Here is a 16737-nt window from a genome sequence, read left to right as displayed (position 1 = left end):
CCACCGCCCGCCGCACGTGGGAGCCACGCGGCCTAAAGGGGCAGGCTGCCTGAAGGTCACACGGCCTGAAGGGTCACACGGCTTGAGGGCTCACGCAGACTGAGGGCTCACGCAGCCTGGAGGGATACGCGGCCTGAGGGCTCACACGGCCTGGAGGGATACGCGGCCTAAAGGGGCACGCGGCCTGGAGATTTAGGCGGCCTGGAGGGTTAGCCAGGATTCCTCCAGTGGGGTGTCCTTGCGGTTGCAGAAGTAGACGCGGCCCGGGTCGCCCCAGTACCAGCCGAGGCGGGGGTCGGAGTCGAGTTGCAGGAGGAGGCGCCACTCCTCCGCCGTGCGCTGCTCGTCGGGGGTGAGGGGCGGGGGTTTCGGGGAGTCCAGGGGGCGGCCCGTCGAGGCGTACAGGCAGTCGGGGCCCACCGGGCGCTGGACGAGGGCCGGCCAGCCGCCCAGCTGGTGGACCGGGGCGTTCTCCGGCCAGGTGTGCCGCGTCCAGGCGGCGTGGAGTTGCGCGTAGACCGGCAGGATGCCGCTGTAGATCGTCTCCACCCGCTGGACTGCGGGCTCCTGAGGCGAGGGCAGGGAGAGGAACGGGGAGGCGGTCAGCGTGGTCTCGGGGTAGGGGGCCGCCTTGGGCGTGGTGGCCTGGAGGGTGCCGGTGAACACGCGCCAGCCGTCTCGCTGTGCGGCCGAGTCGCCCCAGGGGCGCGGGGTCTCGGTCGCGTAGTAGAACGCGGCGGTCGATGTGGGCAGGCCGGGGATCTCGCCGAAGCGCACCAGGGCGGCGAAGTCGATCGCGCCGAGGAAGCGGAGAGGGCGGCCGTTCCATACGGGCCACGGCTCGTCCGGCGGGAGGAGGGGCGCCCCGCCGAGCCTGAGGGGAACCCCGTCGCCGGTGCCGAGCTTCAGTGCCGGCCTGGCCAGGGGCATCAGGACGGCCGTGATCTCGGGGTCGAGGAAGGCGTCGAGCAGGACGCGGAGCCGGCGGAACTGCGCGATGAAGTGGTCCATGCACGTAGCGTGACCCGCGCGAGGTGCCGCGCGCAGCATCCGGCGAAATTGTGGATAACTCAGCGTTCCAGGGCGCCGGCGAGCTGAACCAGGAAGCGGTCGACCTCCTGCTCGTCATAGCCGGGGCCCAGCCGCACCACGCGGAAGGCGCTTTCCCGCACGTCGCGGGCCGTCACGGCCGGGGCGGCACCGCGCAGGCCCGCGACCACCCGGTCCAGGAACGCGTCCACGTCCCGCACGTCGTAGCCGCTGCGCAGGCGGGCACCGGAGAACCGGGCGTTCTGGATCCAGTTGATCAGCCAGGCGGGTTGCGCGCGCGGCCGTCCGGGACGCTCCCCGATCGGCGCCCTCGCCTGGAGCTCCCTGATGCACTCGCGCAGCAGCTCGTCCACGGAACGGCTGTCGTAGCCGCGCAGGACGACGTCGAAGCGGGTCCCGCGCACCTCCTCCGCGGAGATCGGCGGCCCGCCGTCCAGCGCCTGCGAGACCCGCCGCAGCAGGGTGTCGACCTGCGTGCGGTCATAGCCGCGCAGGACCACCGGCAACCGCGCACCCGTCCTCACCGGTACCGTGCTCCTCCACCCGCGCCGGCGGGAGGCCAGGGGCACCGCCCGCGGCGCGCTCAGTCCTCGGTCGACGCGGCCAGCTGCCCGCAGGCCCCGTCGATCTCCCTGCCCCGAGTGTCGCGCACCGTGACCGGGACCCCGTGGGCCTCCAGGCGCCGGACGAACTCGCGCTCGTCCTCCGGCCGGGAGGCGGTCCACTTGGAACCCGGCGTCGGATTCAACGGGATCAGATTGACGTGTACGAGATTCCCGCGCAAGAGCCTGCCGAGAAGATCGGCCCGCCACGCCTGGTCGTTGATGTCCTTGATGAGGGCGTACTCGATCGAGACACGGCGCCCGCTGCGGTCGGCGTAGGCCCAGGCCGCGTCCAGGACCTCCGACACCTTCCACCGGTTGTTGATGGGCACGAGGTCGTCGCGCAGCTCGTCGTCGGGGGCGTGCAGGGAGACCGCCAGCCGCACCGACATGTCCTCGGCGGCGAGCTTCTCGATCGCCGGGACGAGTCCGACCGTGGAGACCGTCACCGAGCGCTGGGAGATGCCCAGGCCGGCGGGTGCCGGATCGGTGATGCGGCGTACCGCGCCTATGACCGCCTTGTAATTGGCCAGGGGCTCGCCCATGCCCATGAAGACGATGTTGGAGACCCGGCCGGGCCCGCCGGGGACGCGCCCACGTGCGAGTGCGCGCGCGCCGGCCGCGACCTGTTCGACTATCTCCGCGGTAGAGAGGTTACGTGTCAGCCCGGCCTGGCCGGTCGCGCAGAAGGGGCAGTTCATGCCGCACCCCGCCTGGGAGGACACGCACATCGTGGCCCGGTCCGGATACCGCATCAGCACCGACTCGAACAGGACGCCGTCGAACGCCTTCCAGACCGTCTTGAGCGTCGTCCCGCCGTCGCAGTCCAGTTCGCGGACCGGCGTCAGCAGCGACGGCAGCAGCTCCGAGGCCAGGCGCTCGCGGACGGCGGCGGGCAGGTCCGTCATCTTGGCGGGATCGTCCACCAGGCGGGCGAAGTAGTGCCGTGACAGCTGGTCGGCTCGGAAGGGCTTCTCCCCCAGCGCGGCGACCGCCTCCCGGCGCTCCGCCGCGGTCAGGTCGGCGAGATGCGTTGGCGGCTTGCCGCGCCTCGGGGCGGCGAAGACGAGCTTCGCCGGCGTCTTCTTGGGCGCGGTGCCGGTGGTTGCGGGCTGGGCGGCGGCGGGCTGGGTCGTAGACATGGTCCTCCCAGTGTCGCAAACACCGGCCCGTGCATCGTCCGTCCGCCGGTGGACGTCCTTACCGGTAAGACGACATTCCTGCACATGACCTTGTGTGCGACTAAGGTCTCGATCATGTCGGTTTTGCGTAAGGGCGGTGTCTCGCCCCGGCGATCCGCGGCCAGGGTCGTCCACGCCGCGGCGAGTCCCTACGGCAGCCGGCGGCTCGTCATCGAGACCGACGGCGACGTCACCGCGGCCTACCTGAAGGACGCCCGCGACTCGGTGGTCGGGGCCGCCTGGGTCGCGAACCACCGGAAGGCCCCGCGGGACCTGGACCAGTCCCGGCTGGACGCCGGCCGCCCGCCCCTCCTGCCCGAGTCGCACCTGCGCGATCCGGCGGGACGCAAGGCACTGGACGCCGAGTCCCTGGAGGTCGTGTGGTTCGAGGAGGGCGACGGAGTCGCCGTCCTGGAGGCCGGCGACCCGCTGTTCGTGATCCCCGGCTGGTCCGACATGGGACGCGGCATCCCCGGATACGCGCGCGACGCCACCCGCCAGAGCCCGTTCGCCTTCCCCCTGGACGAGGAGATCGCCGACTTCGGTCCGCGCATCGAACTGGCGCGCGAGCACTGGAAGCGGTGCCGGGCCGACGACTCCTGGGCGGAGTTCCAGCAGTCGGTGCTCGGCCACCTGCTGCAACGGCTCGGCCCGAGTGGCCACTACTGGCACGACGTCGGACGGCAACTGGCGAGCGGCAGGGCGGGGGTCGCCCCGACGGTAGGGGTGTCGGAGCGTCCCGCGAAGGGCGGCCGAGAATTCACCGTGTTGAGCACGGTCGGGATGAGCCGCCAGCGCATGCCCACGGTCGAACTGTACGAAGACGACGTCGCCCCTTACGGACGGATCGAACTCGCCGTCGCCAGCACGCTCCCCAGCCAGAAGGCCGGCAGCATCTTCCCCTGGCTCGCGCAGTACCCGTGGCGGTCGGTGACCTGGTTCGCTCCAGGCGACGTCGTGAAGTGGTACCACGAGGCCCGCACGTTCCCGCTGGGCAGCGGCGAGCCGTCCTGGGAAGGCGTCCTGCTCCTGGACGATCCGAACCGTCTGGCGGGCCCTGAGGCGCCCGCCCTGACCGGACACACGCTCAACGGCGACGCCGTCCGGTGGCTGTGGCTCGTGCCCATCACCGGTGAAGAGCACCGCTACGCCAAGAGCGAGGGATCGGACGCGCTCATCCGGCGCCTCGCGCAGCAGGGCCGTTCCTGGGTCATCTCCTAGGTCGGGAGGAAGAGCTCCAGGAGGAGCCACACGACGGGGGCCGTCGCGACCAGGGAGTCGAGGCGGTCCATCACTCCGCCGTGGCCGGGAAGGAGCGTTCCCATGTCCTTGATGCCGAGATCGCGCTTGACCATCGACTCGACGAGATCGCCGGCGGTCGCGGTGACCACGGCGGCGAGCCCGATGATGACGCCCTGCCAGACCTGACCGCCGTCCAGCAGCCACCACACCAGCCATCCGCCGACGGCCATGCACGTGATGGCGGAACCGGTGACGCCCTCCCACGTCTTCTTCGGGCTGATCGTGGGCGCCAGCTTGTGCCTGCCCAGGAACGACCCCGCGAAATAGCCGCCGATGTCGCTGGCGACGGTCGTGGCGATGAAGATGACGATGCGGTGGTCACCGTCGTCCGGCCGCATGAGCAGCGCGACGATTCCGCCCATCAGCACCAGGTAGCCGGCCACGAACGACCCGGCGGCGACATCCCGGACGTATCCGTCGGAGCCCTCGGTCATCCGCGTCATGAGCAGCGCGAGCACCGTCAGCGACACCGCCGCGACCGCGGCGGTCGGCCCCCACACGTACGCGACGACCGGTGTGCCCACCATGCCCGTCGCGACCGGGATGAACGGGACGCGGATGCCGCGGCTCTTGAGCGCCTCGGTCAGCTCGCGCATACCGAGGAAGAGGAACACGATCATCACGCCAAGGAAGATCTCCTTGACGGTGTAGAGCGACAGCAGGACCAGCGCGCCCAGGGCGACGCCGACGCCGACGGCGAGCGGCAGGTTGCGGCCCGTCCTGCTTTCACGCTTCCCTTCGGACGCGCCGGCGGGCGCATCCGGGGACGGAGCGGCGGTGGCGCCGGTGGGCGGCACGTCCGCGGAGGGGGCGCGCTTCGCGGAGCCGTCCTGCCCGGAGGGCGGGTCGAGTGCTTCTCCGGGGGGCGGGCCGGCCATGTCGACCTCCGGCTCATCCGGGGAACCCGAGGGCTCCCCGGCATCGTCGAGTTCCATCAGACCTCGAGCAGTTCGGCCTTCTTGTGCTCGAGCAGCTCATCGATCTGCGCCACGTAGCGGTGCGTCGTGTCGTCGAGCTCCTTCTCCGCACGCCGCACCTCGTCCTCGCCGGCCTCGCCGTCCTTGGCGAGCTTGTCGAGGGTGTCCTTGCCGCGGCGCCGGATGTTGCGGATGGAGACCCGGCTGTCCTCGGCCTTCGTCCCGGCGACCTTGATGAACTCCCTGCGGCGCTCCTCCGACAGGTCGGGGAACACGACGCGGATGACGTTGCCGTCGTTGGTGGGGTTCACGCCGAGGTCACTGTCGCGGATCGCCCGCTCCACCGCCTGCATGGACGACTTGTCGAACACCTGGACGATGACCATCCGCGGTTCCGGCAGCGTGAACGACGCGAGCTGGTTGATCGGCGTCGGCGTCCCGTAGTACTCGGCGGTGATCTTGTTGAACATCGCGGGGGTGACCCGGCCGGTGCGGATGGCCTGGAAGTCCTCCTTGGCGACCGCGACCGCCTTCTCCATCTTCTCCTCGGCCTCGAGGAGGGTCTCGTCGATCACTGTGACTCCCGTGTCATCTGGTCGGCCCTGATCGTGCGGTCCGGCGGCGCGCGGGGCACCGCCGAGGGCTGCGGTCAGCCCTGTGCCGGGCTGACCAGCGTGCCGATCTTCTCACCCCGGACGGCCCGGACGATGTTTCCCTGCCCCATGAGGTCGAAGACCACGATGGGAAGAGTGTTGTCCATGCAGAGACTGATGGCCGTGGCGTCCATGACCTTCAGACCCCGCTGTAGAACCTCACCGTAATCCAAGCGGTCGAACTTGACCGCGTCTGGATTCTTTCGTGGATCGGCGTCGTATACACCGTCCACTTGGGTGGCCTTCAGTACCGCCTCCGCACCGATCTCCAGCGCGCGCTGGGCGGCGGTGGTGTCGGTGGAGAAGAACGGCTGTCCGAGACCGGCGCCGAAGATGACCACGCGGCCCTTCTCCAGGTGCCGGATGGCGCGTCTCGGGATGTACGGCTCGGCGACCTGGCTCATGGTGATGGCGGTCTGCACCCGCGTGTCCAGCCCGAGCTTCTCCAGGAAGTCCTGCAGGGCGAGGCAGTTGATGACGGTGCCGATCATCCCCATGTAATCGGCGCGGCCGCGGTCCATGCCGCGTTCGGCCATGACGGCGCCGCGGAACATGTTGCCGCCGCCGCAGACGACCGCCACCTGCACGCCGTCCCGGACGGCCTCGGCGATGGCCTCGGCGACGTGCTGGACGACCTCCGGGTCGATGCCGAGCGGTTCGCGGCCGGCGAAGGCCTCGCCGGAGAGCTTCAGCAGCACCCGCTTCCAGCCGGCCCGCGGGGCATGCCCGCCGCCGCGCCCGCCGGACGCCGTCCGGGCGGACGACGAGGCCGCCGCCGCGCTAGTGGTCGTCTTGTCCGGCACGTCGGCGGCCTCCTCGTTCGTCGCGATATCTCGGGTCCCTGTCTCCAGAGTGCCCTTACGCCTGCCCGACCTTGAACCGGGCGAAGCGGACGACCTTCACGCCGGCCTCGTCGAGGACCTTCGCGATCGTCTTCTTGTTGTCCTTCACGAACGCCTGCTCCACGAGGACGAAGTCGCGGAAGTAGGCGTTCACCCGGCCCTCGACGATCTTCGGGATGGCCTGCTCGGGCTTGCCCTCGTCGCGAGTGAGCTGCTCGGCGAGCGCCCGCTCCTTCTCGACCGCCTCGGCGGGGATCTCCTCGCGGGTGAGGTACTTCGGCGCCATCGCCGCGATCTGCTGCGCGACGTCCTTGGCGACCTCGGCGTTCTCGATGTCCAGCTCGACCAGCACGCCGGTGGTCGGCGGCAGGGACGGGTCGGACTTGTGCAGGTAGCTGGCCACGTAGGCGCCCTGGAAGTGGGCGAAGCGGCGCAGCTCGAGCTTCTCGCCGATCTTGGCGCTGTTCTCCTCGATCAGGGCCTGGACGGTGGTGCCGGGCTCGATCTCGGCGGCCAGCACGGCCGGCGCGTCGGCGGCGCCGCTGCCGGCGGCGAACTCGACGAGGCGCTGGGCCAGCTCGATGAACTGCGCGTTCTTGGCGACGAAGTCGGTCTCGCAGTTGAGCTCCAGCAGCGCGCCGTCACCCGAGCCGGTGAAGTGCTCGGCGACCAGGCCGTTGGCGGCGGTGCGCTCGGCGCGCTTGCCGACGTCCTTGGCGCCCTTGAGGCGCAGCAGCTCCGTCGCCTTCTCGAAGTCGCCGTCCGCCTCGGTGAGGGCGTTCTTCACGGCCATCATGCCGGAGCCGGTCAGGTCGCGCAGCCGCTTGACGTCAGCGGCGGTGAAGTTGGCCATCGCTCTCTTCGCTTCTCTCGTCGTTGGTCGTGGACCCGCGACGGTCCCGGCGGCCCTGCGCGGGGCCGCCGGGACCGCGGGATCAAGCCTGCTCGGCCTCGGCGGGCTTCGGCGCCTCGGCGGCCGCGTCGGCCTCGGCCGGCACCTCGGCCTCGGCCGGCACCTCGGCCTGCTCGGCCGCGGGGGCGTCGGCCGGGGCCTCCACCGGGGCGTCGGCCGGAGTCTCCGCCGGAGCGTCGGCCGGGGTCTCCACAGCGGCTTCCGCGGGGGTCTCCGCGGGGGCCTGCGCCTCGGCGCCCTCGGCCGGCTTGTTCTCCAGCAGGTCGCGCTCCCACTCGGCCAGCGGCTCGGCGGCGCCCGCGGCCGCGGCGGCCGGCTTCTCGTCCCCGCCGGTCGCGGCGCCCGCGCGGGCGAGGAGGCCGTCGGCGACGGAGTCGGCCACCACGCGGGTCAGCAGGCTGACGCTGCGGATGGCGTCGTCGTTGCCCGGCACCGGGTAGTCGACCTCGTCCGGGTCGCAGTTGGTGTCGAGGATCGCCACGACCGGGATGCCGAGCTTCTTGGCCTCGTTGACCGCGATGTGCTCCTTCTTGGTGTCCACGATCCAGATGGCGCTCGGAACCTTCGCCATGTCGCGGATACCGCCGAGGGTGCGCTCCAGCTTGTCCTTCTCGCGGCGCAGGCCGAGCAGTTCCTTCTTGGTCATGCCGGAGCCGGCCACGTCGTCGTAGTTGATCTCCTCCAGCTCCTTGAGCCGGGTGAGCCGCTTGTGGACGGTGGAGAAGTTGGTGAGCATGCCGCCCAGCCAGCGCTGGTTCACGTAGGGCATGCCGACGCGGGCGGCCTGCTCCGCGATGGACTCCTGCGCCTGCTTCTTGGTGCCGACGAACAGGATCGTGCCGCCGTGGGCCACCGTGGCCTTGACGAACTCGAACGCGCGGTCGATGTAGGACAGCGACTGCTGCAGGTCGATGATGTAGATGCCGTTGCGCTCCGTGAGGATGAAGCGCTTCATCTTCGGGTTCCACCGACGCGTCTGGTGGCCGAAGTGGACGCCGCTCTCCAGGAGCTGCCGCATGGTGACGACGGGTGCCATTGCCCGTGTTCTCCTTCTCTGGCCCTATCGGGCCGCATTTGGTTGTCTGCCTGCATCCGGGTGCCGTCCCACCGCCGCCGAAGCGACGGACCGAGGGACTGCGCCCCACCTAGACCTGCGGTGGCATGCGGACGCGTGAGATCAGCCGCCGTGGGTGTCCCAGGCGGCTGGCCCGTTGCCGGGTCTGGGCCTGTCCGTTCCGGGAGCGGCTTCTCGCCTCCCCACCCGGAGGTGGGTCGATGACGGCCTGGCCCTGGCCGGTGTCCTTTCGGGCACGCTTACAGATTATCAGGGCGCCGACGCGTCCGGGCATCAACGGTCCGCAGGGTTATCCACAGTTCGCCGACCCCGTCGACGCGGCGGCGGGGACCCGGCAGGCTGCGCTGCATGACACTGCTCACGCTGCTGCTCACCTGCATGATCGCCGTCGGCGGACCGGGCCTGGACGCGTGGCGGTGGCCGTTAGGCCCGCCCGCGCCGCGGGTTCTGCGGGCCTTCACGCCGCCGGCCGACCCGTGGGGGCCCGGCCACCGCGGGGTGGATCTCGCGGGCCGCCCCGGGCAGGCCGTCTACGCCGCGGGGCCGGGGCGGGTCTCCTACGCCGACCGCCTGGCGGGGCGCGGTGTCGTCGCGATCGATCACGGGACGCTGCGGACGACGTACCTGCCCGTCCGTCCGAGCGTGCAGGTGGGGCGCAGGGTCGCGTCCGGTACCCGGATCGGGGTCCTGGAGAGCGGGCGGCTCCATTGTCGCCTGCCCTGTCTGCACTGGGGGCTGCGCCGCGGTGCCCTCTACCTGGACCCGCTCAGCCTGGTCCGGCGCCAGGTGCGCCTTCTCCCCCGCTGGACGAGCCCGTCCCCATCCGCGTCGCCGTCTCCGCCCCAGAGCACACCGGGCGCGCAGCCGCAGCCGCGGATGGCCCTGCGCGATGCCACCACGGCGACGGGTGGGGCGTTGACGGGCATGGTCCTGACACTGACGGCGGCCTTCGCCTGGCGGCGCAGCCGCGTCCGCTTCCGCCTCCACCGTCGCCGCCGTACGCCCCCGGGCGTCATCGACCTCGCCCACGAACGCCGTCTGCGCCGCACCCCATGACCAGCCGGGCCGCCGCTCTGCCACCCACCGGAGTGGGACGTGGCAGAGCGGCGGCCACCCCGTACCCACCGTGCTGTCTCGGGGCATAGGGGAGTCATCGTCGTCCGGTCACTCGAGCCACGGGGCCAGTCGGCGGGACAGATCCCGCGGAGAAGTGCTCACCTGCATCCCCACGGTCGGCGGAGCAGACGCCGCCGAGAAGCACTCACCTGCACCCTGAGGGGCAGATGCCGCCGAGAGGTGTTCGCCTGCATCGTCACGGTCGGTCGGGGTGGGTGCCGCGGGGGTGGGCCTGGCGGTGGACCTGTTTCAGCCGCTCGGCCGAGACGTGGGTGTAGAGCTGGGTGGTCTGCAGCGAGGCGTGGCCGAGGATCTCCTGGACGCTCCGGAGGTCGGCACCGCCTTCCAGCAGATGTGTCGCGGCGCTGTGGCGGAGTCCGTGCGGGCTCAGGTCGGGGACTTGGCCGACCTCTGATATCCGTCCATGGACGATGCGGCGTGCGGTCGTCGGGTGGAGTCGTCCTCCGCGAACCCCGAGGAAGAGTGCCGGGCCGCTGTCCTCGTTCGCGAAGGAAGGGCGCCCCGCGCGCAGCCAGTCCTGGACAGCGCGGACGGCCGGCTCCCCGACCGGGACGGTGCGTTCTCGTCCTCCCTTGCCCAGGACGCGAACCGTCCTGCGCCCGGTGTCCAGGTCGTCGATATCGAGCCCGCACAGCTCACTGACGCGGACACCCGTCCCGTAGAGGACCTCCAGGACGGCCAGGTCGCGGAGCCCGATGGGGCCTTGGGCGTCCATGGTGTCCAGTAGTCGCGCCGCGTCGTCCCGCGTGAGGACGTCGGGGAGGTCCTGCTGCCGCTTGGGCGTGCCCAGCAGGAGCCCCGGGTCGTCCTGCAGGAGGCCGCGCCGGTGCAGGTGCCGGGTGAACGCGCGGGCGGCGGCCGTCCGGCGGGCCAGGGTGGCGCGGGAGCGGCCGAGAGCATGCTGGCGGGCGAGCCATGCCCGCAGCAGCGAGACGTCCAGGTGCGCGGGTTCGGTAACACCGGTGGCAGCGGCATAGGCGGACAGATCAGCCAGATCGCCCAGATAGGCGCGCAGCGTGTGCGGGGACACGTCGCGTTCGGCCCTGAGATGCCGCCCGAAATCGGCTACGGCGCCCTCAAACGCATTCGTCACAGCGGTCACGCTGCGCCAACGGCACGTCCGGCGCAAGCACCGGCCGGGAGCGCCACGGAATCGCCGCCGACCTCCAGCCGGGTTATCCACAGAATGCGATTCCACTATTACGCATGGTCATGCTGCGGCAGCGTCGGAGGCCGGAGGTGAGGCACCCATGAAAGCTCACATCAGACTCGGCCGGCGCGGCGAGGACGCGGCGGCCGACTACCTGGTCGGCCTCGGCTGGACGATCCTCGACCGCAACTGGCGATGCCGTGAGGGCGAACTCGACATCGTCGCCCACGACGGGCGGAGGCACATCGTGTGCGAGGTGAAGACCCGCCGCTCCGCCCGGTTCGGCGACCCCCTCGAAGCGATCACCGCCGAGAAGGCGGCCCGGTTACGGCGACTGGCCTGGCGGTGGGCCGCCGCCCACGGGGTCGGCGGCGCGGCCATGCGCGTCGACGTCCTCGGCCTGACCGGCGACGGCGACGGCTTCTCGATCGATCACCTGCGGGAGGTGTGCTGATGACGCTCGCGAAGACCCGCTCGGTGTCCCTGGTCGGGGTGGACGGCTTCGTCGTGGACGTGGAGGCGGCCATCACCAGCGGCGTCCCGGGCCTGCATCTGGTCGGCCTCCCCGACACGGCGCTCAGCGAGGCCCGCGACCGCGTCCGCGCCGCGATCTTCAACTCCGGCGAGGACTGGCCCAACCGCCACGTGACCGTGTCGCTGTTCCCGGCGAGCATGCCGAAGAAGGGGTCCACGTTCGATCTGGCCATAGCCATCTCCCTCCTCGCGGCGGCGGAGGTCGTGCCCCCGCGCAGCTGCGCGGGCCTGGTGCTGATCGGCGAGCTCGGCCTGGACGGCCGCCTGCGCCCGATCCAGGGCATCCTGCCCGCCGTGCTGGCCGCCGCCAACCGGGGCTGCCGCACCGTCGTCGTGCCCCGCGCGAACGCCGCCGAGGCGGAACTCGTCCCCGGCATGGAAGTCGTGTCCGCGAGGACGCTGCGCGGGCTGCTGTGCCGCCTGCGCGACGAGCCGCCGCCCATCGACGAGGACGAGGAGGACGACTTCGCCCTCCCCGCGGACGGGTACGCCATCAGGCAGCAGGAGATCCCGCCCGATCTGGACCTGGCCGACGTCCGGGGGCAGGCCGAGGCGCGCCGCGCACTCGAGATCGGCGCGGCGGGAGGGCACCACCTCTTCTTCGCCGGGCCCCCGGGCTGCGGCAAGACGATGCTCGCGGAGCGGCTGCCGACGCTGATGCCGGCGCTGGAGCCGGAGATCGCACTGGAGGTCACCGCGATCCACTCGGTCGCCGGGACGCTCCGGCCGGGGCAGCCGCTGATCACCCAGCCGCCGTTCTACGCCCCGCACCACACGGCCTCGCGTGCGTCGATGGTCGGCGGCGGCTCCGGCCGCGTGCTCCACCCGGGCGCGGTGTCCCTCGCCCACCGCGGGATCCTCTTCCTGGACGAGGCCCCCGAGTTCTTGGGAGGGACGCTCGACGCGCTGCGCCAGCCTCTCGAAGAGGGCGTGGTGCGCATCACCCGCATCGAGGGCATCGCCCACTTTCCTGCGCGGTTCACGCTCGTCCTCGCGGCGAACCCGTGCCCGTGCGCCGCCGCGAAGCAGATCGACTGCTCCTGCGCCCCGGGCGTCCGCCGCAAGTACGCCAGCCGCGTCACCGGTCCGCTCCTCGACCGCATCGACCTCAAGCTGGAGCTGACACCCGCCAGCCGGGCCGAACTCCGTTACGACCTGGAGTTCGCCGAATCCAGCAAGGTGGTGGCCGAACGCGTCCAGCTCGCCAGGGAACGGACGCTCCACCGCCTCGCCGACACTCCCTGGCGTTCCAACTCCGAAGTGCCCGGCCCGGAGCTGCGCAGACGCTTCACGCCTTCCGCCGAGGCGATGCGAGGAGCCGACGAGGCCCTCCAGCGGGGCACGCTCAGCGCGCGGGGGCTCGACCGGATCCTGCGGGTCGCCTGGACCATCGCCGACCTGGCCGGCCACGACGAGCCCGGCCCGGACGACGTCGGCGGCGCACTCGCTCTGTGGTCTGCGGGGCGCCAATGAGCGACGAGCGCACCGCCCGCGCGACCCTCACCGCCGTCGCCGAGCCCGGCGACGCCTTCCTCAACCGGATCATCGACCGCTACGGTCCCGAGGAGGCGCTCGAAACGATCCGCACCGGCCGCCTCCCCGGGGCCGTGGACGCCACTCAGAAGGAGGTTCAGCGCCTCGGCCAGTGGCGGATCCGCCTGATCGCCGCCGAACCCGACCAGGACATGGCCGTCTGCGCCCGGTTCCGCGGCCGCCTCGTCTGCCCCGGAGACCCCGAATGGCCGACGACCCTCGACGACCTCGGCTCCGGACGCCCCTACGCCCTGTGGCTGCGCGGCCCCGGCGACCTGCGCTACTGCTGTCTGCGCTCGGTCTCCGTCGTCGGTTCCCGCGCCGCGTCCCCCTACGGCCTGCGCGCCGCCGCCGACTTCGCCTCCGACCTGGCCGACGACGGCTGGACGGTGATCTCCGGCGGCGCCCTCGGCATCGACGCGGCGGCCCACCGCGGTGCGCTGGCCGCCGACGGCCCCACGGTCGCCGTCCTCGCCAACGGGGTCGACGTCCCCTACCCGGCGTCCAACGAGGGGCTGTTCGCGGAGATGGCACGGCGGTCCCTGCTGGTCAGCGAGTCACCACCGGGCACCCATCCGCACCGGCTCCGCTTCCTCGTCCGCAACCGGGTGATCGCGGCACTGTCCCGGGGGACGGTCATCGTCGAGGCGGAGGCCCGCAGCGGTGCCCTGAACACCGCCGGGTGGGCGTCCAAGCTCGGCCGCGTGGTCATGGCCGTACCCGGCCCGATCACCTCCCGCAGCTCGGTCGGCTGCCACCGGCTCCTGCGCGAGGAGGGCGCGACGCTGGTGACCCGCCCAGCGGAGATCATCGAGGCCGTGGGCCGCATCGGTGCCGACCTGGCACCGCCGCCCAACACCCCCGTCCTCCCCCGCGACCGCCTCGAACCGGTCACCCGGTCCGTCCTCGAAGCCTTCCCCGCCCGCGGCGCGGCCGGCCCGGCACAGCTCGCCGTCAAGGCGGGCGTGGATCTGACCACGGTCAACGCGAAGCTGGGCCTGCTGTCCGCGTCCGGCTTCATCGAGCGCGCCCCATCCGGCTGGCGCCTGACGAAATCCGGAAAGTCCCCCAAAGGCCCCGCTGGAGAACACGAGAGACCTCAGCCGCCGCCCGTCCCGCCTGAGGCTCCGCAATGACCGGAGCAACCAGACCGCCGCCGCCCACCCGACCAGGCCCGCCAACACCCTGGAACAAGGAGCAGCCCAGGGCACCCGCAAGCACCGACCGGCCCGCGAATCAGTCGTTCGAAGGGAGTTCGAAGTCGCTCTTGGCGAGTTCCTCGACGTTCACGTCCTTGAACGTGACAACACGCACGTTCTTGACGAAACGAGCAGGGCGGTACATGTCCCACACCCATGCGTCCTGCATCGTGACCTCGAAGAACACATCACCGGTGTCGGCGCCGCGCACCTGCAGGTCGACGGAGTTCGTGAGGTAGAACCTGCGCTCGGTCTCGACGACATAGCTGAACAGACCGAGGACGTCGCGATACTCCCGATAGAGCTGCAACTCCATCTCGGTCTCGTACTTCTCGAGATCCTCGGCGCTCACGCTCGTGCCCCTTCCGCGCGGCCCCCGCCGGAGACCTCCCCTTCGGTCTCCTCCCCCACGGCCACCTCTCCATTGTTGCGCAAGGCACGCCCAACGTTGACGTAGGAGAACCGATGTTCCGGACACGGACCGTGCACGGCGAGCGCCTCACCGTGCGCCCGCGTCACATAGCCCTTGTGGACGTCGAAACCGTACTCGGGATACCGCTCGTGGAGCCCGACCATGATCCGGTCTCGGGTGACCTTCGCGACGATGGAGGCCGCGGCCACGCACGCCGCGGCCTGGTCGCCTTTGATCATCCCAAGGCCGGGAACGTCCAGTCCCGGCACCGGGAAGCCGTCGCTCAGCACATAGGCGGGCCGCTCGTCCAGGGCGGCCAGAGCGCGCCGCATCCCGGTGATGTTGCACCGGTGAAGGCCGATCCGGTCGATGTCGTAGCACGGGATGACGATCGCGCTCCACGCGTACGCGCGCTCGGTGATCTCCGCGTACAGCTCTTCGCGGCGTCCCGGAGACAGCAGTTTGGAGTCGGTGAGGCCGTCGATCCGGCCACGTCCGCCCTGGAGGATCACCGCGCCGACCACCAACGGCCCCGCGCAGGCCCCCCGCCCGGCCTCATCGACGCCGGCCACGGGGCTGAACCCGCCATGCGCCAAGGCCCGCTCGTACGCGAACAGCCCCGCGTCCCGGCGCGGAGTGAAGCGGAGTGGACGTCCCTTCATGCTCCGAAGCGTACGTCCCCGCCCCCCGGCCCCGCTCCCCGAATCCCCCCGATCGCCCGCCAAGCCCCAAGGCACCCACAAAGCAGCAGGGGCCCCGGCGTCAAACAAATCCCACGACCACCCAGAAACATGCAGCCGCCAGGCAAAACGCGCACGACGGCAGAACGCAGCGCCGGGCCGTCAACCGAAGCCCAAACCAGCGGCAGGTGGCACGCCGTCAGACATCACACGCCACGGGTCTGTCCAGTTAACGGCTCTGTCGCTCAGTTATAACTGCGACAGAGCCGAAAACCGCACAGTTCCTCCCGGCGGCAACGCTCCTGGCGCCCGCCGTGAGGGACTGTACGGTTTAACAACTGGACAGACCCCGCCGTGACTGCATCAGCCCGGACGGCCTGGGGCCTGCGGCCATGCGTGTGGCATGCGGTGTCCGTGGCCGTGCTGGAGGGCACGCGCTTCGAGCGAGGCGGGCGTGGGTGGCCGTGTGCGGGCGGCGCGGTGAAGGGGGCTGCGCGCTGCGGCGGGGCGGTGGTGGGTGTGCGGGCGGGTCAGCGGGCTCTGAGGTGGTGACGGCGGCGGAAGTAGGCGAGCGGGAGCGTGCAGAGCACGGCCATGGCGTACGGGGCGGCGGGGACGGCGGCGGCGGCCGACTTCTCTAGGCCGCGCTGCTTGAAAGTGCCGGGAATCGGGAGGGTGCTGATGCGGTCGAGGGGCCACACGATGACGAAGGCGCGGCCGATGACGCGGTCGATCGGGATGGTGCCGCCGCCGGGGTCGCCGCGGTGGGAGCGGGAGTCGTAGGAGAGTTCGCGGTGGTCGCCCATGACCCAGAGCTGGCCCGGCTTCACCGTGACGTCGAACGGGTCGTTGGACGGCTTGTTCTGCTCGTGCGTGATCGGGTCGGTGAAGATGTAGGACTTCTCGTCCAGCGGGACGCCGTTGACGGTGACCCGCCCCTTGGCATCGCAGCATTTCACGTGGTCGCCGGGGATGCCGATGACGCGCTTGATGTAGTCCTTCTCGTTGGGCGCCACACCGAACGCGGTGCCGACGGCGCGCAGCGCCTTGGAGATCGGGTTACCGGGCTCGTCCACCTGGACCTCGGGGTCCCAGGAGTCCAGGCCGTTGAAGACGATCACGTCACCGCGGGCGATGTCCCGGGTGTGGTAGACGATCTTGTTCACGAGGACGCGGTCGCCGACCTGGAGGGTGTTCTCCATGGAGCCGGACGGGATGTAGAAGGCCTGGACCGCGAACGCCTTGATAACGAGTGCGAGTACGACGGCGACGACGATGAGGACCGGGAGCTCTTTCCAGAACGATCCCTGTTTCTTCTTCTTGCCCTTGCCGCCGTCTTCGGAGTCGTCGGCCGTCTCCTCGGCCGAGTCCACGGGCTCCTTCTCTTCGGGCACCGCGCCCTCGGCTTCGGATCGCACGTCTCTCCGATCGTCCTCTTCAGTCATCAGAGCGAAAGCCTAGCGCCGCAAAGCCTGCGGGACCCCGCCCACGGGCGTGTCGCGGGCGGACGAGCCGGTCGTACCAGTCCGGAACGGGCAACGCCCCGGGCACCGTCGC

At 71.2% G+C, this 16737-nt stretch carries 17 protein-coding genes; 5 read left to right on the top strand and 12 right to left on the bottom strand.

Features of this window, described 5'->3' with window-relative positions; translation table 11 throughout:
* Positions 1–192 precede the first annotated feature (192 nt).
* Genes ABZ806_RS11955 through rlmN form a run of 3 tightly spaced genes read right to left on the bottom strand, consistent with a single transcriptional unit; the run spans position 193 to position 2794 of the window.
* Entirely contained in the window at positions 193–1011 is an 819-nt protein-coding gene (locus ABZ806_RS11955; RefSeq protein WP_500216884.1) for a DUF1963 domain-containing protein, read from the bottom strand.
* Between the two features lie 59 nt (positions 1012–1070).
* Positions 1071–1574, bottom strand: coding sequence for a DivIVA domain-containing protein (locus tag ABZ806_RS11950; protein WP_500216883.1), 504 nt, complete (start codon positions 1572–1574; stop codon positions 1071–1073).
* Between the two features lie 59 nt (positions 1575–1633).
* The gene (rlmN, locus tag ABZ806_RS11945) at positions 1634–2794 is read right to left on the bottom strand and encodes a dual-specificity RNA methyltransferase RlmN (RefSeq protein WP_500216882.1); all 1161 of its coding nucleotides are present in this window, start codon (positions 2792–2794) and stop codon (positions 1634–1636) included.
* Positions 2795–2908: 114 nt separating this feature from the next.
* Here rlmN and ABZ806_RS11940 point away from each other — a divergent pair, with 114 nt between their 5' ends.
* On the top strand, positions 2909–4054 hold the full coding sequence (locus ABZ806_RS11940; RefSeq protein WP_500216881.1) for a suppressor of fused domain protein: 1146 nt from the start codon (positions 2909–2911) through the stop codon (positions 4052–4054).
* On the opposite strand, the gene ABZ806_RS11935 is transcribed toward ABZ806_RS11940, so the two are convergent.
* The 5 genes from ABZ806_RS11935 to rpsB form a co-directional block, all read right to left on the bottom strand.
* The gene (locus tag ABZ806_RS11935; RefSeq protein WP_500216880.1) at positions 4051–5070 is read right to left on the bottom strand and encodes a phosphatidate cytidylyltransferase; all 1020 of its coding nucleotides are present in this window, start codon (positions 5068–5070) and stop codon (positions 4051–4053) included. The two genes, ABZ806_RS11940 and ABZ806_RS11935, sit on opposite strands and share 4 nt — an antisense overlap.
* Positions 5070–5627 (bottom strand): ribosome recycling factor, encoded by a 558-nt coding sequence (gene frr / locus ABZ806_RS11930; RefSeq protein ID WP_500216879.1) that lies wholly within the window; start codon positions 5625–5627, stop codon positions 5070–5072. The genes ABZ806_RS11935 and frr overlap by 1 nt, the downstream gene beginning before the upstream one ends.
* A gap of 74 nt (positions 5628–5701) precedes the next feature.
* Positions 5702–6508 carry a UMP kinase gene (gene pyrH, locus ABZ806_RS11925; RefSeq protein WP_500216878.1) on the bottom strand — a complete coding sequence of 269 codons (807 nt, stop codon included), beginning with the start codon at positions 6506–6508 and terminating at the stop codon, positions 5702–5704.
* 55 nt (positions 6509–6563) lie between these two features.
* The gene (gene tsf / locus ABZ806_RS11920) at positions 6564–7400 is read right to left on the bottom strand and encodes a translation elongation factor Ts (RefSeq protein ID WP_500216877.1); all 837 of its coding nucleotides are present in this window, start codon (positions 7398–7400) and stop codon (positions 6564–6566) included.
* A gap of 82 nt (positions 7401–7482) precedes the next feature.
* Entirely contained in the window at positions 7483–8496 is a 1014-nt protein-coding gene (rpsB, locus tag ABZ806_RS11915; RefSeq protein WP_500216876.1) for a 30S ribosomal protein S2, read from the bottom strand.
* Between the two features lie 387 nt (positions 8497–8883).
* On the opposite strand from rpsB, the gene ABZ806_RS11910 reads away from it, so the two are divergent.
* Entirely contained in the window at positions 8884–9591 is a 708-nt protein-coding gene (locus ABZ806_RS11910) for a murein hydrolase activator EnvC family protein (RefSeq protein ID WP_500216875.1), read from the top strand.
* A gap of 256 nt (positions 9592–9847) precedes the next feature.
* Here ABZ806_RS11910 and ABZ806_RS11905 read toward each other — a convergent pair whose 3' ends face one another.
* Complete coding sequence (locus ABZ806_RS11905) at positions 9848–10765, bottom strand: tyrosine recombinase XerC (protein ID WP_500216874.1); 918 nt, start codon at positions 10763–10765, stop codon at positions 9848–9850.
* Positions 10766–10922: 157 nt separating this feature from the next.
* Here ABZ806_RS11905 and ABZ806_RS11900 point away from each other — a divergent pair, with 157 nt between their 5' ends.
* From ABZ806_RS11900 to dprA, 3 genes are read left to right on the top strand one after another with little or no spacing between them, the layout of a single operon-like run.
* Positions 10923–11276 (top strand): YraN family protein, encoded by a 354-nt coding sequence (locus tag ABZ806_RS11900; protein WP_500216873.1) that lies wholly within the window; start codon positions 10923–10925, stop codon positions 11274–11276.
* The gene (locus ABZ806_RS11895; RefSeq protein WP_500216872.1) at positions 11276–12829 is read left to right on the top strand and encodes a YifB family Mg chelatase-like AAA ATPase; all 1554 of its coding nucleotides are present in this window, start codon (positions 11276–11278) and stop codon (positions 12827–12829) included. Before ABZ806_RS11900 ends, ABZ806_RS11895 begins: the two co-directional genes overlap by 1 nt.
* Positions 12826–14025: a DNA-processing protein DprA gene (dprA, locus tag ABZ806_RS11890; RefSeq protein ID WP_500216871.1), complete on the top strand. Its 1200-nt coding sequence runs from the start codon at positions 12826–12828 to the stop codon at positions 14023–14025. Before ABZ806_RS11895 ends, dprA begins: the two co-directional genes overlap by 4 nt.
* Positions 14026–14125: 100 nt before the next feature.
* Here the strand turns inward: dprA and ABZ806_RS11885 are convergent, their stop codons facing one another.
* The 3 genes from ABZ806_RS11885 to lepB form a co-directional block, all read right to left on the bottom strand.
* A complete protein-coding gene (locus ABZ806_RS11885; RefSeq protein ID WP_500216870.1) occupies positions 14126–14440 on the bottom strand; it encodes a DUF2469 domain-containing protein in 315 nt (104 codons plus the stop codon).
* A complete protein-coding gene (locus ABZ806_RS11880) occupies positions 14437–15162 on the bottom strand; it encodes a ribonuclease HII (protein WP_500216869.1) in 726 nt (241 codons plus the stop codon). Before ABZ806_RS11880 ends, ABZ806_RS11885 begins: the two co-directional genes overlap by 4 nt.
* 548 nt (positions 15163–15710) lie before the next feature.
* The gene (lepB, locus tag ABZ806_RS11875; RefSeq protein ID WP_500216868.1) at positions 15711–16598 is read right to left on the bottom strand and encodes a signal peptidase I; all 888 of its coding nucleotides are present in this window, start codon (positions 16596–16598) and stop codon (positions 15711–15713) included.
* Between the last annotated feature and the right edge of the window lie 139 nt (positions 16599–16737).

Origin of the sequence: Spirillospora sp. NPDC047418 (genome assembly GCF_040643275.1) — a bacterium.
In the GTDB taxonomy this organism is placed as follows: Bacteria; Actinomycetota; Actinomycetes; order Streptosporangiales; family Streptosporangiaceae; genus Spirillospora.
This window is presented reverse-complemented; position numbering and strand designations above follow the sequence as displayed.